Consider the following 15,359-nt stretch of genomic DNA (forward strand, 5'->3'; position numbering starts at 1 on the left):
GATACATAAACATTTTAAACTTTACCTATGCTAACATTTTCTAGATTAATAAAAACTAAATCTGCATAAAAAGTACTAATAAAATAGTATGTAAAATTAAGGTTGACAGTACCCTAAAGTTTTATTAAATTAAAGCTATAGAAGGCATAAATTTCTGCTTTCAATTAAATTTTATCTACTTTTGATTTTCTAAATTTATTTTATGAAGAATACTACAAAATTTGCTGTTTTGGGTGGTGGTAGCTGGGCTACTGCAATTGTAAAAATGCTTACTGAAAATGTAAGTACAGTAAATTGGTATATGCGCAATACAGATGCTATTGCACATATAAAAGAGCACTGTCACAACCCTAATTATATAAGCGCTGTTGAATTTAACCCACAACAACTAGCACTAACTGCAGATATTAATACTGCTATTGAAAATTCTGATGTGGTAATTTTTGCAATTCCGTCTGCTTTTTTAGTCACAGAACTACAAAAACTTACAGTGTCTTTAGAGAATAAAATTATATTTTCTGCTATTAAAGGTATTGTACCAGAAACAGGCTTAATTGTTGGTGAACATTTTAACCAAACCTATAATATACCATTAGAAAATATTGGTGTTATTGCTGGTCCTTGCCACGCAGAGGAAGTTGCCCTAGAGCGCTTGTCTTACTTAACTATTGCCTGCGCAGATGAGAAAAAAGCCAAATTGGTGGCTAAAAACTTAAGTAGCGATTATATAAAGACAAAAACATCTGACGATATTATTGGTACCGAGTACGCTGCCGTGCTTAAAAACATTTATGCTATTGCTGCTGGTATGGCTCACGGTTTGGGCTACGGAGATAATTTTCAGAGTGTGCTTATGAGTAATGCTATTAGAGAAATGAAACGTTTTATTAAACGTGTACACCATATGAAACGTAACATTAACAACTCTGCCTACCTTGGTGATTTGCTTGTTACTGGCTATTCTGTTTTTAGTAGAAACAGAATGTTTGGTAATATGATTGGTAAAGGATACACTGTTAAAAGTGCTATGATGGAAATGAGTATGGTTGCAGAGGGTTACTACGCCACTAAAAGTGCTCATTTAATTAATGAAAAACATAACAAAAAGTCTAAAACTCCTATTATAGACGCGGTTTATGCTATTTTGTATGATGGAAAAAACCCTAAAAAAGTATTTAATAATTTAACCGATAAGTTAGACTAAAAGCTACCTTAACTAAGGCTAAATTATATAAAGCTTGTTTTTATAGTAATTCTATGCAATTGCTCTAAAAACAAGCTTTTTTATTTGTGTATTTCTAAAAACAACATAAATTGTAAGAAATTGATTCGGTTTTTAAAAAAAAGAGAAAAGAATATAGAGGAGAGAATAGAGGCCAAAATGAGAAACAAGAGTCAAGAACCAAGATGCAAGACTTAATACCTATAAAATAGATCAAAACAAATAACCAAAGACCAGTAAACCTATGAAAAAAGTAAAATCTGTTTTATACAGAATTGTATTTATTATTGTATTTTCTTTCCTAGCAAAATCTTGTGTTAGCGATTATATTTACGAAGGCGACAAAGATAAAATTGCAGAACGCCAACAAATGTTAGATGATAACACTTTTGTTATGGCAGACTTATCTAACGAGTATACAGAAACCACTCTGGCTAGGGTTATAAAAATGTATAAATTTAATTACTCTTTTACTGTTGATGGACGAACTTATGCTGATGAAATTTCGTTAACTAAACTGCCAAACTTCCCTCAACTAAAACTATACTACTTAAAAGAAAACCCTAATATAGTTTCTGAAGACCCACAAGCAGATATTGATACCGAAAATAAAAAAGGAAAATCTGTAACAGACCTTATTTTTGGTATTGTATGGGGAATTTTAGCGCTGCTTATGGTACTCTCATTTTTTGGAGGTAAACAAGCTCCAGAACCTAAAGTAGTACAAGAAGCTAAAAAACCAATTGCTACTAATACAGATACACGTTCTGCAGAACAAAAAGAACAAGACCGTAAAGCCAAAGAAGACCCTAATAGGTTTTTACCTAAGTAAATGGAGAGACAAGATCGTTTAAAGGAGAAAATAGAGAAGAGATAAAAGAGTCAAGAACCAAAACTTGAGACTTATAAAAAACTAACATAAAACTATGGATCAGAAAATAAAAACATTAAAAATTATTCACTTAGCTATAACCTTTGGGATTGTTGCTATTTATTTTACTTTAGGAGATATTACGGCTTTAAAAAGTTTTAAAGTACCTGCTTTAGATGCGTCTTCAGTTGTATTTTTAGCACTACCACTAATTGCTGTTTTTGCTAGTAATTTTGTATTTAAAAACACTCTAAAACAAGCCAAGGACATTAAAGAGCTCGAAGACAAATTTGGTGTGTACCAAACTGCATCAATTATAAGATGGGCAATTTTAGAGGGTGCTGCTTTTATCATTCTATTTCTTAAACCAGACTTTATGCTTTTTGGACTTTTAATTATACTGTATATGGTATTTTTAAGTCCTACTTTAGATAAAATAAAAAACGATTTTGAAAGCGTACGCATAAAATAATTAAAAACAATATGAAAAAAATCTTAACTATTACAGCTATTATTATTCTTACAATTACTTCTTGTAAAGAGAACTCTTCTTCTAAAATTGAACGTGAAGGCGAGCCAGATGTAATGAATGTAGCTAATGAAAATATTGCAATGAACCAAGCCATTGCAGAAGCAAACAAAACATTATCTAATTTCAAAAGTGCTATACAAAGCAATAACAAAAACTATCAAGGTTTTACGCTTAAACAAAAGTTTACAGATACAGAAGGCAATTCAGAGCACATATGGATACAAGACGTTACTTTTAATAACAATAAATTTAAAGGTATTGTTGGTAATAAACCACTATACGAGATTAATGTAAAATACGGAGATACTATTGTGGTAGACGAGTCTAATATTAGTGATTGGATGTATTTTGATGGTAAAGTAACAAAAGGCGCATACACTATTAAAGTGCTACGTGACCAAATGTCTTCAGAAGAACAAAAGCAGTTTGACATACAAAGCGGATTACTATTTGAATAACTAGCTAAAAAACAATATGAAAAAAACACTAACCATTATTACGCTTGTTGTACTAACTATTACAAGTTGTAAAACAGACCAAGAGCAAAAAGTAAGCAATTTATCTAACCTATATTCGGTAGATGGTTTTATAGATTTTCCGTTTACTATTACCAACACTAAAGAAGATAAAGACTATTACCAATACACCATTAAGGCTACTGTAGATAATGACACTATTGGTATGTTGGTTTCTTTAAAAAAAGGTGTTAAAGCTGGTTTTGTTAATGGTGAGCCAAAAAATATGTTTGTAGATAATGGTATTAAATTTACATCTATTGGAGAGCAAAGCAACAGATTATTAAACTTTATGCGTAAAAAATATAATTTACCTGCTAAAGACTATGCATTAAAACAAGAACAAATTTTTACTTGCGCTAACCTTAATCAAGATGCTGTAGATTACAAAAATGGCAGTAGTAGATTTAAAATATTTTTAGAGGACGATGAAGAAAATGCAGAGCTTTTTGTAAACTTCAATTTTTTACTAAACACCATTGGTTTAAACGAAAAAGACAACTTGTACAGACCACAATTAGTACGTTTGCTAAGCAAATAATAACCATACAACTTGTAAATTTTAGTACCTTAGATGTATGAACAAATTAGACGTTAGAACCGTAAACGTTGTACAGTATGTGCAACCTTTACGAGAAGGTGGTTCTTTACCTGCTATTGTTAAGGCAGATGACGATTTCCTTTATGTTTTAAAATTTAGAGGCGCTGGCCAAGGCACAAAAGCACTTATTGCCGAGTTTATTGGTGGCGAGCTTGCACGTGCTATTGGACTAAAAGTACCTGAGTTGGTATTTGCTAACCTAGACGACTCATTTAGCAAAACAGAACCCGACGAAGAAATTCAGGATTTACTAAAATTTAGTGTTGGTTTAAATCTAGGGCTACACTATTTATCTAGCGCTATAACTTTTGATCCGTTGGTAACTACCGTAGATGCAAAAACCGCTTCTAAAGTGGTACTACTAGATAGTATTATTAGCAACATAGACCGTACTGCAAAAAACACCAACTTACTTATTTGGAACCAAGAGTTGTGGATTATAGACAATGGTGCTAGCTTTTATTTTCATCATAACTGGCCTTTGTGGGAAAACCACTTAACCAGAACTTTTCCGTTAATAAAAGACCACGTATTATTGCCACAGGCTACAGAACTAGAGTACGCAAAACAAGAAATTACAAGTAAAATTACACCGCAAATTATAAAAAACATCACCAACAGTATACCAGAAGACTGGCTAACAAACCAAACCGATTCTTTAACTCCTGCGCAAATGAGAGCTGCCTACACCACCTATTTAAATGCAAAATTGGGTATGGTAGATGCGCTAATAAAAGAAGCTAAAGATGCAAGATAAAGTTACATTTGAGTATGCAATTATACGCATTGTACCCAAAGTAGAACGCGAAGAGTTTTTTAACATTGGCGTTATTTTATTTAGTAAACGAAAAAAATTTTTAGGTGTAAAATACCATATAGACCGTACTAAACTAGAAGCTTTTTGTAAGGAGCTCAACTATAATTTGCTAGAAGATTACCTAAAAGCCTGGGAACTGGTTTGCAAAGGTGAGCCCGCAGGCGGACCAATTGGTAAGTTAGAACTATCTGACAGGTTTAGGTGGTTAGCAGCCTCTAGAAGCACCGTTATACAAAGCTCTAAAACACACCCTGGTTTGTGCAACAACCCAGAAGAAACATTAGAAAAATTATTTGCTACTTACGTATTGTAGCAACCAACAAAACCCTATAAAAATGACCAACATTAAACAATACACAAAAAGCATTTTTTTACTATTGGTAACGGCAGTTATAGTACAGTCTTGCAATATAGAAACCACTTATGAGACAGTTAACGTTAAAAACAGATTTTCAATTGTTTTACCTTCTTTTTTAACCAAAACCAATGACTTAAATGATGATGCAACACTACAGTACCAAAATGAAAGAAGAGAATTTTATATAGCAGTAATAGAAGAATCTTTTGAGGAAGTAGAGACTGCTATTGAATATTATGAAGAAGAAGAAAATATAGTTTACAAAAATACGCTAGAAGATTATAAAAAAATGACACTAGACGATTATAAAACACAGCTTACAAACGCAGAAATGTTTAATACAAAAGACACTGTAGTTAATAATATGCAAGCAATTACCACGCATTTAAGAGGAACAATTAACGGCGTAGACATTTTTTACTCTATAGGTATTTTTAAAGGTAAAACAAGATATTACCAAGCAAACAGTTGGACGTTGGCAAGTAATGAAAATTTGTATAAAAATGAATTAGATAAAATTATTTACTCTATAAAAGAAGTAGAAGAAACAGAGTAACTTTTACCCATTTACCATAAAAAATTAAGCCTTTACTTTTTAGACAAACCTCTAAAAAGTAAAGGTTTTTGTTTGTATTAGAGTTAGTTACAACAGCATACAAAAAACCACAACTACCAAATACCCTTAAAAAACTGCAAAGTATACACTATTACATACCATTTACGGAAATCTGTTTTTTTGGTAAAGAGGAAGGGAGTAAATTGAGAAGTTATAAGCGCAGATTAATACTTAAAAAATGAAATACTTAAATTTATGATAGAAACAAATGTCAAAAACATCTTTTTAGACCTGTTCTATCACGATATAGAAAATTTAGAATTAGCCAAATCAAATAAGGTTAATGTCTTTACATTAAAAGTGAAAAACAATGCATTTGCATATGATGAACTTGTGAAGCTCATATCAAACCAACTCTACCATTTTGCATTATCAAGAACAGAGGTTCAAAAACTAATTGATGCTAAGGAATATGCAACACTAGTTTCTAAGGCACAAGATAAGCTTAGACGTTATTCATCAAATGAAGGAGAACTAGGTGAAATTTTGCTTTATTGTTTATTAGAATCACATTTAAATGCACCTAAAATTCTAACAAAATTAGAAATTAAAACTGCAAAAAACGATTATGTAAAAGGAGCTGACGGTGTTCACTTGTTAAAGGTAACAGAAACAGATTATCAATTAATATTTGGAGAGTCAAAACTTAATTCAAATTTAAAAACAGGAATATATGAGGCATTTGGCTCACTATCTAAACTTTTAAGTGAAAATAAAATTGAATTTGAAATTGGTTTAGTAAATAGTCAATTAATCAAGGAAACAGCTAATCCTGAATTATATGAATTTCTTAAAAATGTAATTATTCCAAATGCTCGTGAGAATAAAATAAGTACTGATTATTCTTTTGGTATATTTTTAGGTTATGATGTTGGAATAACGGAAGAAGAAAGTAATAAATCAAATAGTGAATTTAGAACTCATATCAGACAGAAAATTAAGCAAGAAGTAGAAAATTTAATTGATTCAATAAATTTTCAAATAAACAAATCAGAATTTACTGGCTATAATTTTCATTTGTATATTATACCTTTTTCAAATTTAGCAGAGAAAAGAAAAGAAATCATTCAACAGTTAACTTAAAGCTATGACCATAATAGAAAAGTTAACAAAAGATGTTTTGAATGATGAATATTTCAAGTTAATATTTAGTAAATGTTCTTTAATATCAGCAGAAAATAACTTAAATATTGAGCTCTCTGACAATATTTTGACTAATAAAGAATTAACAGATGCTTTAAGGTTCTCTGATATCCTCTCTAATTCAAAAAATTCAGAAGCACGGAATAAAGCATATCAAATAATAACGTACTTAAATCATCAATTTAAAAATAATGAGATTTACAGAACTGTTTCCAAAGCTGTTTATTCAAAATTGGGAAATTTTCCAGCTATTAACTATTTAACTAACTACAATGCAAATATTGCAACATTGCCTTTTTTTAGAAGCATAGAGGTTGAGGCAAAAAAAGTCATTCAAAAAGTTCCTGATTCAGAAAATTTCGTTTTTACAGATTCGCAGTTTGAGTTATATTCGCAACTAAGCAACACACTTGAATATAGTTTTTCTGGACCAACGTCAATGGGAAAATCATTTATTATCAAAGCTTTTATAAAAAAAGTAATGAGAAATAGTCCTCCTGAAAACTTAGTAATTATTGTTCCAACAAGAGCTTTGATAAATCAATTTACACTTGACTTAAAAGACGAAATAAGAGAACTTTCTGAACAATATAAATATCGCATTCTTACAAATTCGAATGTGAATGGTTTCATAGGTGATGAACCTCATAATTACATTCTAATATTGACACCAGAAAGACTTATTAGCTATTTATCACAAGATAATAATCCACCAATTGGGTTTGTATTTGTGGATGAAGCACACAAATTAGCTAATGAAAAAGATTCAAGAAGTGTAACAACCTATACAGCAATAGAAAAAACAATTAAAAAGTATGGTAACATAAAATTGTATTTTTCTTCTCCAAATGTATCTAATCCTGAAGTTTTCCTCAAACTATTTGACCGAAATAAACCAAATAACACATTTAAAACAAACGAATCTCCAGTTTCACAAAATTTGTTTTTTATAGATTTATTGAGTAAAAATGTTGAATTGATACAAAAAGACAATAATGTCAATATTGAAAACTCAAATTTATTTCAAGTAGTTAATTCTACAACTACACTTATTCAACATTTAGGCTTCGATAAAAACAACTTGATTTACTGTAACAGTAAGTCTAAAACTATTTTTGAAGCGAATGAGTTTTCAAAAATAGTTGGTAAATTTCAATTGAGCGAAGCTTTAAAAAAAGCAATAAAACAAATTAAAGAATATATTCATCCGCAATACTACTTAGCTAATCTATTAGAACATAAAGTTGCTTTTCATTATGGAAAACTTCCTCAATTAATAAGAAATCTTGTTGAAGATTTGTATAAGAAAGAGGAAATACAAAATGTTTTTTGCACTTCAACATTACTTGAAGGTGTAAATATGCCTACTCAGAATATTTTTATTTTAAATGGAAAAAATGGTCGTAAACCTTTATCACAAATAGATTTTTGGAATTTATCTGGAAGAGCAGGCAGATTATCTAAAGAACTCTATGGAAATATCTTTTGTGTTCAACATTCGGATTGGTTATGGGAAAATAAAGAGATATTGAACAAAACTGAGATAATTTTAAAACCAACTGTTTTAACTAAAATTGATAGAAACTTACGAAAAATAGAAAGTATACTTAAAAACCAAAAAATAACAGGATCAAAAGAAGAACAAGCAATACTAAGATATATCGCGAATATTATAAGTGTAGATACTCTAGAGATAAAATCAAATTATAAGAGTCCATTAATAGAGAAACTGATTGAAAAGAAAAAAGATAAAATAATTGAACTTGCAAATTCTAAAGTTAAAGATTTTGAAATACCATCATACATTCTAAATTCAAATCAATCAATCAACTTAACTATTCAAAACAAAGTTTTTAATCTTATAAAAAAAGCACATAAACAAGGTAAAAACATAAAACTTATTAGTAATCATATAAATTACGAAATATGCCTTGACACACTTAAAAACCTATACATTTTGTATGAATGGGATAAAGCAGAAAAAAAACTTAATAACGAAAAAAGCCTGAAATATTATGCTCTATTAATGAACCAATGGATTAATGGTTTTGGATTAAATCAAATAATTAAAATGTCAATAGAACATTATGAAAACAACAGAAGTTTAATTCATTTAGGTTACATTGATAATAAACCTAATTTTATTCAATATGAGAAAGGCAACGTAGATCACATCAATGCCTTAATAGAAAAAATTATAGAAGATATAGAATATGTTCTTAGATTCTTGTTTGAAAAATATTTTAATCATTATTACCAAGTTATTTCTAATATTTTAGGAGAAGATTCCGCGGGTGAAAATTGGGCTTCTTTACTTGAATATGGAACACAAAACAGAATTGCTATAGCACTTCAAAACATTGGTCTTTCAAGACATACAGCTTTAGCTATTTATAGAAAATGTAGGCGCGCTCTTAATGTAGAAGAAGACAAACTTAAAAGTATAAATAAAAATTTAATATTATCAGAGTTTAAAAACGGAACACTTGAATATGACGAAATAAACAGAATTCTTTAAAAAAAATCAAATTCCTACTTCAAAAAAACAACTATAACGACTACGAACCACAAACTTTCATATCTTTAAAAGAAAAAAATGGGAAGTAATACAGAAATTAAATTATCATCTAACTGGACCAACCTTGGTTTGTACTTGGGTACAATTGTAGTACTCATAATGATTCCAATTTTAGCAAAAGTCACCCAAGATCAAGATTTTCATATGGGTATGATTGTAGCTGCTGCTGTTTTTATAGCGCTTATTGGGTTTATTGTGTACCAATTTATGTACATCTGTGATGCTCGTGTAATTGGAGACAAACTAGTGTTAAAAAAGAAGTTTAGAGCAGCTAAACACTACCCGTTTGATAAAATAGGATATCCAAAGTCTTTTCATTTAAAAAGATCTAAATACACTATTGTAGAAATGCAAAACGAAGACAAAAGTCAAGAGAAATACCTAATAATGAACAATAGATCTTTACTTTCTTTTGAGAGTAAAGACGCAGAGCAAACTCTTATTGATCTTAGAAATATGGCAATGCGTAGTAAGTAATAAAAATAACCCTGTTATGGCATATAAAACCTGTAATGCTTGTTCTGGTACTGGACAAAAAACTTTTGTAGGTGGTACACACGCTACCACAGAACATTGTAACGCTTGTGATGGCACAGGTAACATTAGAATAGCAGACCCTATACAGCCGCCACCACCAAAACCTCCTACAACTTCGGGTACGGATAAAACTGGTCCTAAACCAAACAAAAACACTAAATTTATTAAACTTGCTATAAGTACAATTGCTTTTATTTTTGGCTACTGGATAACTTTAGAGCATTTTACAGATACGTTTTACATAGCTGCTGCTATAGGTTTAATTTGCTTTTTTTTAGTGTACCGTTGGTTTTACTTTTTTATGACAGCCCTAACTATAACCATCATTGTTTTTGCCATCTGGGGAGAAAAAATATTGTCTTTCTTTTAAATAGTAAGTCTCTACCCTAAAAACTGCCCTAATTTAAATGGTGTCTGTAGCAACCATCCTGTTAAACTATATCTATCTTTATAAGATTTTAGTACAGCGTGCGGCACAACATCACTCTTAAACAATACACACCTACCTGCTAATGGCTCTACTAAAAACGAGCTATTATCTGGTTTAAAAATTTCTAATTCTCCTCCATCTCCTTTTTGCCAACCTTCATTTAAATACACAATAAAAGAAATGGTACGGTTATTTCGGTTTTTAAATTGGTCTAGATGTTTAGTGTAATGACCGCCTGGAGGATAGTTTGCAAAATGAAACTCGTACCCAGATAAACTTAAAAAACAATACCTATTAAACACTTGTATTGCTTGGTCTACAACCTCCCAAAATGCAGCAATTTCTGTATCTCGTTCTTTAGTTAACCAAAAAGTATAGTCGCCTCTAATTTCTGTGTGTACTGCATTTTTATCTAATGCGCCTATACCTGCTTGTGCAAAATAATTTAGCTTAGATAAAAAGAATTCTCTAACTTCTAAATACGTGCTTGTATCTAAAAAATTATCAATTACCACATAATCGTTACAAGAAAGCTCATCCACCCAGGAGAGCCACTTCTCTATTTGTATTTCAGTGTTCAAATTCTTTTAAGAAAGTCGGCAAATATAGATTAAAAAAGTGTGCGTAAAACACGCAGATAACAACTCCCTTGAAAAAGCATTATCTTTAAAATAAAAAAGCGATAATGAGTACGGATTTAAAAGAAAAGGCAATTGCATTTTACAAAACTGCATATTTAGGAAATCCTAAAAAAGCAGTAGAATTATATGTTGGTGAAGAATATATACAACACAACCCAGATGTTGAGAATGGCACAGAAGGTTTTATAGCATATTTTGAGCGTATGCAAACAGAATACCCAGATAAAAGCATTGAGTTTGTAAGAGCAATTACAGAGGGTAACCTTGTTGCTTTACACACGCACCAAACGTGGCCTGGTAACGACCAATACGTTACTATGGATTTTTTTAGATTTGACCAAAATGGTAAAATTGTAGAACACTGGGATGCTATACAGCAAATACCTAAAACGTCTAAAAACCCAAATACAATGTACTAATGTGCATTGTTTTATGCACTAGAACTAAAAAAACTACCCAAAAGTACTTTTACAAAAATAGCTCCGTTATAAGTTTTAACCAGTTTTAAGCATTTGCCTAAAACAAATAACCTTAACCAAATTTATAACCTTATGGACGGACTAAGAGTACTTTTGCTTGTAGCAGGTGTTATTATTTTACTTATCAATTTTTTTATCAACTCTGGAAACATTATTAAAATTGTTAAATACTGTTTTCAAACCAACTCTATTGCCAATTATTGGGACTTAATTTTTAAAAGTTGCTTTAGTGGGCGCGCTATTATTTCCTCAATCATTGGGCTAATTTTAGCCATTATTATTTTTGTTATTATTGCTCCAATTATTTTAATAAGAAGTGCAATGGGCACCAAAAAAGTAAATAATTTGTTAGACGAGGGCTTGTTTTTTCAGTATCAAGATTTAAACTTAGAAAAAGACAATCTTACTTTTAAAACCAATATTAACAACGAGCTATTTTTAAATGTTCCGGAAATTAGTGTAACTGGCAAACTTAGGGTAGATGCTATTATTGCTATTAGTGAAATAACTAAAGAATGTGAGGCTAAAGGTATAAAATGCGAATATAAAGTAATGCACAAACTACCGTTAGAGAATAAAACTGAAGCATTAATACCACTGTTTTTAACCGTAGACAACCAAGAGATTCCTACCTATTTTATTTATACACCAACACACGTGCAGCAGTATAAAAAAATACGAAATAAACTATACACCGCAGGTTTTAAAAAAACCATCTATTTTTCTACTATTCAACTTTAAAAACATTAAAAAAATGACAAAAAAAGTACTTGTTTGTATAGCATTAGGATTATGCACCAAATTAACATTAGCACAAGACGTAAATTTATTTGTAAATGATATTAAAGAAGAACGACATTTAGAGTCTGATAAAAGTTTTGTAGAACTTTCTGCTCTAATTAAAGGCATTAAGGTTGATGAATTTAACCAGGTAAAAATAAAATCTATCACTAACGCAGCTGCTGATGATGGTAGCACATTACAAAAAAAGGAAAGCTTTTTTGGTGATGACTATAGCAATAATAACGAATTAGATATTAAGCTTGAAGCACCAACGCGTAAAGCCACTAATTTGGTTAACATAGAAGGTGTTTTAAAATATTTTAGTCCTACCGAAGCTAATGGAGGAAAAGTAGTTGTTAAAAATCCGCTTAACTACTACAATAAAAATTTACTTGGTAAAAAATACAAAGACGTTAAAGTTACCTTAGTAGACAAAGCTGCTTTGGAAAAACTTAAAGAAAAAGATGAAAAAGAATACCAAAAAAAGCTTAACGAGTTAAAAGAATCTGGAGTAATAGCAGAAGGTATGGCAGAAACTGTTGATGCTTTTAAACAGTTTTTTGATGGTTTTGGAAGCTTTGGAAATGAAAATGCATTGTCTTTCTATGTAGAAGATCCTAACGAAAAAATTGTTGAAATTTTAATTTATAATGCTGATGGTGAAAAAATGAATTACGGCAGTAGTAAGTATGGCTCACATAAGCTTAGTATTAGCTTAAAAGAAGAAGCACAGCCAAACTGGACTATAGAAGTTTTAGTAGAAAGCGAACAAGCATTAAAAGAACTAAAGTTTAAAATAGCTAGTGTTCTTTTACCATAAAATATAATATAATACTAGGGTAGCTACAGTTACCACTACTCTAGTATTGTTATCCAAATAACAGCATCATTACCAACCTCATCTACAACGGTAATTTTATGCACGCCTGGTTTTGGCAAAATAGCTATTTCATGAAATGTTGTTGTTTGCTTTACAAATCTATCGTCTACATACCAAAATACTTTTGTTTTAGATTTAGAGTGTGCTATTTTTAAAACCAGCTCATTGGTTTCTCCTTCAAAATTTTTAGGCAAGGTTATTTTTGCTCCAGATTTTGGGTAAATAAACTCCATTACCTTAGCATTTTCAGTTTTACAATCGTTTCTAAAATCTGGTAATGTTTTGTACGTAACGTTGGTTTTTTTATAGTAAAACTCTTGTATAGGAGGCAATACAAACCAAGGCTTAGTTACCATATTCTCTAACAACTCACATGAAGTATTTACCTGAAACTGCTGCTTGGCATCTAAATGCACTAATTTATGGTAAGGGCAAGCCTTTACATAGTTTTGTTTGGCAGGTATACTTATTTTTTTAGTAGGGCAGTTAGGCGTTGCTAAATAACCGCTATTACTGCATACATCTATTTCTGTAAACTCATCTAAAGGCTTTAAAAACCAACTTGTTTTAGGTAAAACATTAAAAACATCAAATAAAATTGGTGCTGCACTAGTAACACCTGTAACATTTGGCCTACCCTCACCATCTGCATTACCAACCCAAACACCAACAACATAATTTTTGGTTGCTCCAATTGCCCAAGCATCTTTATTACCAAAACTGGTACCTGTTTTCCAGGCAATTGGTTTAGACGAGTCATAAAACTCCCAAGATTCTTGTCCCTCTGGTCTATTTACCTCTTTCATTGCTTCAAAAGTGAGGTATATACTTGCTGCATCAAAAATTGTTTTTTCAGTAGATTTTTTTCCAAAATCTACAGTTTCATTTGCTTTTAACACTGGTTCTGCAAATTCCTTTGTAAAATATTCGCTAGATGTTGTATTAAAATGGTTTACCGTAGATGCCATAGATGCATAAGTTTTACACAAGTCCCAAAGACTACTTTCTGCACCTCCTAAAATTAATGTTAATCCATAATGATCTGCAGATTTGTTTATACCTTTTAGGTTAAACAAGTCTAACTGATCTCTAAATTTTTGCAGCCCGTAGGATTGTAACAACCTAACAGCAGGTATATTTAATGATCTAGCTAATGCCTTTTTAGCCTCTACAGCACCACTAAAGTCTTCATTAAAATTTTGAGGTGTGTACCCAGCAATTTGTGTAGGTATATCTGCAACCAACATATTGGGTAATAGCTCACCAGCATCTAACATTGCGGTATACAATAATGGTTTTATGGTACTACCTGCGCTACGGTTGGCTTGCACCATATCTACATCTTTTTGGTGATTTTTATCTGTTTTTGTGTTACCTACATATGCTAATACTTTTCGTGTATTTACATCTAAAACTAGAACAGCAGCATTGTAAACCTGGTTTTGTTTTAAGTGAGAGTAGTGTTTTTGTACTACAGCATTTACACTTGCCTGCAAGGGAGCTTTTATAGTACTTACTACCCTTTCTCCTTTATGTTTTTTTGATAAATGTGTAACCAAATGCTGTGCATTTTGCGGCAAAGCATATGGTTTTTGAGGCAACTCTTCTAGCAAGGCTAGGTCATAAGTTGTTTTGTTAATTATACCATTAGCTAACAACTTACGCAGTAATTTATTTCTTTTTACTAACAAACGTTGCTGGTTTTTACCCGGATATATTAAACTTGGAGCATTTGGCAAAACGGCCAATGTTGCAGTTTCTGCCCAAGATAATTGATGAGATTTTAGTCCAAAATAACGCCAAGATGCAACCTCTAAGCCTACAACATTACCTCCATAGGGTGCATTACTAGCATACATTTTTAGTATTTCTTCTTTGCTATACCTAAACTCTAGGCGTGTTGCCCATATAAGCTCTATAAATTTTTCTGCATAAGATCTGCTTTTTCCCTTACGCGCTAAACGTATTACCTGTTGTGTTATGGTGCTACCACCACGTACTGTTTTACCTGCTTTTATATTTTGCCCAACAGCTTTTGCTATAGAAACAGGATTAAAACCAAAATGCTTGTAAAAGTGTGCATCTTCAAACTGTAGTAAACAATGCTCAAATTTTTTAGGTATGCTATCTACTTTAGGAAAACGCCATTGACCATCACTAGCAATTTGCGCTCCTAAAAGCAAACCTTCTTCACTCTCTACAACAGTAGCTGTTGGCACATTAAAAAGTTGTTTTGGTAAGCAAAAATAATATGCAATAAGCAGTACTGCTACTGCTATGCTTTTTTTAGGGTTGTTGCGTAAAAATTTACCAATTACCGTATTTTTAAGTTTGCCTACAAAACCCATATTAATAA

The 15,359-nt window shown here is 31.1% G+C and carries 17 protein-coding genes; 15 read left to right on the forward strand and 2 right to left on the reverse strand.

The features are described 5' to 3' along the window. Positions 1–202: 202 nt before the first annotated feature. The 12 genes from KLA_RS10250 to KLA_RS10305 all read left to right on the forward strand — a co-directional run bounded on the left by KLA_RS10250 (position 203) and on the right by KLA_RS10305 (position 10,160). Entirely contained in the window at positions 203–1,204 is a 1,002-nt protein-coding gene (locus tag KLA_RS10250; protein WP_034645618.1) for an NAD(P)H-dependent glycerol-3-phosphate dehydrogenase, read from the forward strand. A gap of 262 nt (positions 1,205–1,466) precedes the next feature. After that, complete coding sequence (locus KLA_RS10255; RefSeq protein ID WP_034645621.1) at positions 1,467–2,054, forward strand: hypothetical protein; 588 nt, start codon at positions 1,467–1,469, stop codon at positions 2,052–2,054. Between the two features lie 94 nt (positions 2,055–2,148). Continuing rightward, positions 2,149–2,565 (forward strand): hypothetical protein, encoded by a 417-nt coding sequence (locus KLA_RS10260; RefSeq protein ID WP_013620683.1) that lies wholly within the window; start codon positions 2,149–2,151, stop codon positions 2,563–2,565. Positions 2,566–2,576: 11 nt separating this feature from the next. Continuing rightward, positions 2,577–3,083, forward strand: a complete 507-nt coding sequence (locus KLA_RS17610; protein ID WP_051456087.1) for a DUF2314 domain-containing protein — start codon at positions 2,577–2,579, stop codon at positions 3,081–3,083. A gap of 16 nt (positions 3,084–3,099) precedes the next feature. Then, positions 3,100–3,681, forward strand: coding sequence for a hypothetical protein (locus KLA_RS10270; RefSeq protein ID WP_034645624.1), 582 nt, complete (start codon positions 3,100–3,102; stop codon positions 3,679–3,681). A gap of 37 nt (positions 3,682–3,718) precedes the next feature. Continuing rightward, on the forward strand, positions 3,719–4,498 hold the full coding sequence (locus KLA_RS10275) for a HipA family kinase (RefSeq protein ID WP_034645627.1): 780 nt from the start codon (positions 3,719–3,721) through the stop codon (positions 4,496–4,498). Beyond that, positions 4,488–4,871: a DUF3037 domain-containing protein gene (locus tag KLA_RS10280; protein WP_034645630.1), complete on the forward strand. Its 384-nt coding sequence runs from the start codon at positions 4,488–4,490 to the stop codon at positions 4,869–4,871. Before KLA_RS10275 ends, KLA_RS10280 begins: the two co-directional genes overlap by 11 nt. 22 nt (positions 4,872–4,893) lie before the next feature. Continuing rightward, positions 4,894–5,472, forward strand: coding sequence for a hypothetical protein (locus tag KLA_RS10285; protein WP_034645631.1), 579 nt, complete (start codon positions 4,894–4,896; stop codon positions 5,470–5,472). A 255-nt stretch (positions 5,473–5,727) separates the two neighbouring features. After that, positions 5,728–6,615 carry a DUF1837 domain-containing protein gene (locus KLA_RS10290; protein ID WP_034645635.1) on the forward strand — a complete coding sequence of 296 codons (888 nt, stop codon included), beginning with the start codon at positions 5,728–5,730 and terminating at the stop codon, positions 6,613–6,615. Positions 6,616–6,619: 4 nt separating this feature from the next. Continuing rightward, entirely contained in the window at positions 6,620–9,193 is a 2,574-nt protein-coding gene (locus KLA_RS10295) for a DEAD/DEAH box helicase (RefSeq protein ID WP_034645638.1), read from the forward strand. 78 nt (positions 9,194–9,271) lie between these two features. After that, positions 9,272–9,730, forward strand: a complete 459-nt coding sequence (locus KLA_RS10300; protein WP_034645640.1) for a hypothetical protein — start codon at positions 9,272–9,274, stop codon at positions 9,728–9,730. A 16-nt stretch (positions 9,731–9,746) separates the two neighbouring features. Then, positions 9,747–10,160, forward strand: a complete 414-nt coding sequence (locus KLA_RS10305) for a zinc finger-like domain-containing protein (protein WP_034645643.1) — start codon at positions 9,747–9,749, stop codon at positions 10,158–10,160. Between the two features lie 11 nt (positions 10,161–10,171). Here the strand turns inward: KLA_RS10305 and KLA_RS10310 are convergent, their stop codons facing one another. Next, positions 10,172–10,801 (reverse strand): 2OG-Fe(II) oxygenase, encoded by a 630-nt coding sequence (locus tag KLA_RS10310; protein WP_013620692.1) that lies wholly within the window; start codon positions 10,799–10,801, stop codon positions 10,172–10,174. A 104-nt stretch (positions 10,802–10,905) separates the two neighbouring features. Here KLA_RS10310 and KLA_RS10315 point away from each other — a divergent pair, with 104 nt between their 5' ends. The 3 genes from KLA_RS10315 to KLA_RS10325 all read left to right on the forward strand — a co-directional run bounded on the left by KLA_RS10315 (position 10,906) and on the right by KLA_RS10325 (position 12,943). Continuing rightward, entirely contained in the window at positions 10,906–11,280 is a 375-nt protein-coding gene (locus tag KLA_RS10315; RefSeq protein WP_034645645.1) for an ester cyclase, read from the forward strand. A 132-nt stretch (positions 11,281–11,412) separates the two neighbouring features. Then, positions 11,413–12,081, forward strand: a complete 669-nt coding sequence (locus KLA_RS10320; RefSeq protein ID WP_034645648.1) for a hypothetical protein — start codon at positions 11,413–11,415, stop codon at positions 12,079–12,081. A gap of 13 nt (positions 12,082–12,094) precedes the next feature. Then, positions 12,095–12,943, forward strand: a complete 849-nt coding sequence (locus KLA_RS10325; protein WP_013620694.1) for a hypothetical protein — start codon at positions 12,095–12,097, stop codon at positions 12,941–12,943. A 35-nt stretch (positions 12,944–12,978) separates the two neighbouring features. Here the strand turns inward: KLA_RS10325 and pbpC are convergent, their stop codons facing one another. Further along, positions 12,979–15,351, reverse strand: a complete 2,373-nt coding sequence (gene pbpC, locus KLA_RS10330; RefSeq protein ID WP_034645651.1) for a penicillin-binding protein 1C — start codon at positions 15,349–15,351, stop codon at positions 12,979–12,981. Between the last annotated feature and the right edge of the window lie 8 nt (positions 15,352–15,359).

This window comes from Cellulophaga geojensis KL-A, from assembly GCF_000568425.1.
Lineage (GTDB): Bacteria > Bacteroidota > Bacteroidia > Flavobacteriales > Flavobacteriaceae > Cellulophaga > Cellulophaga lytica.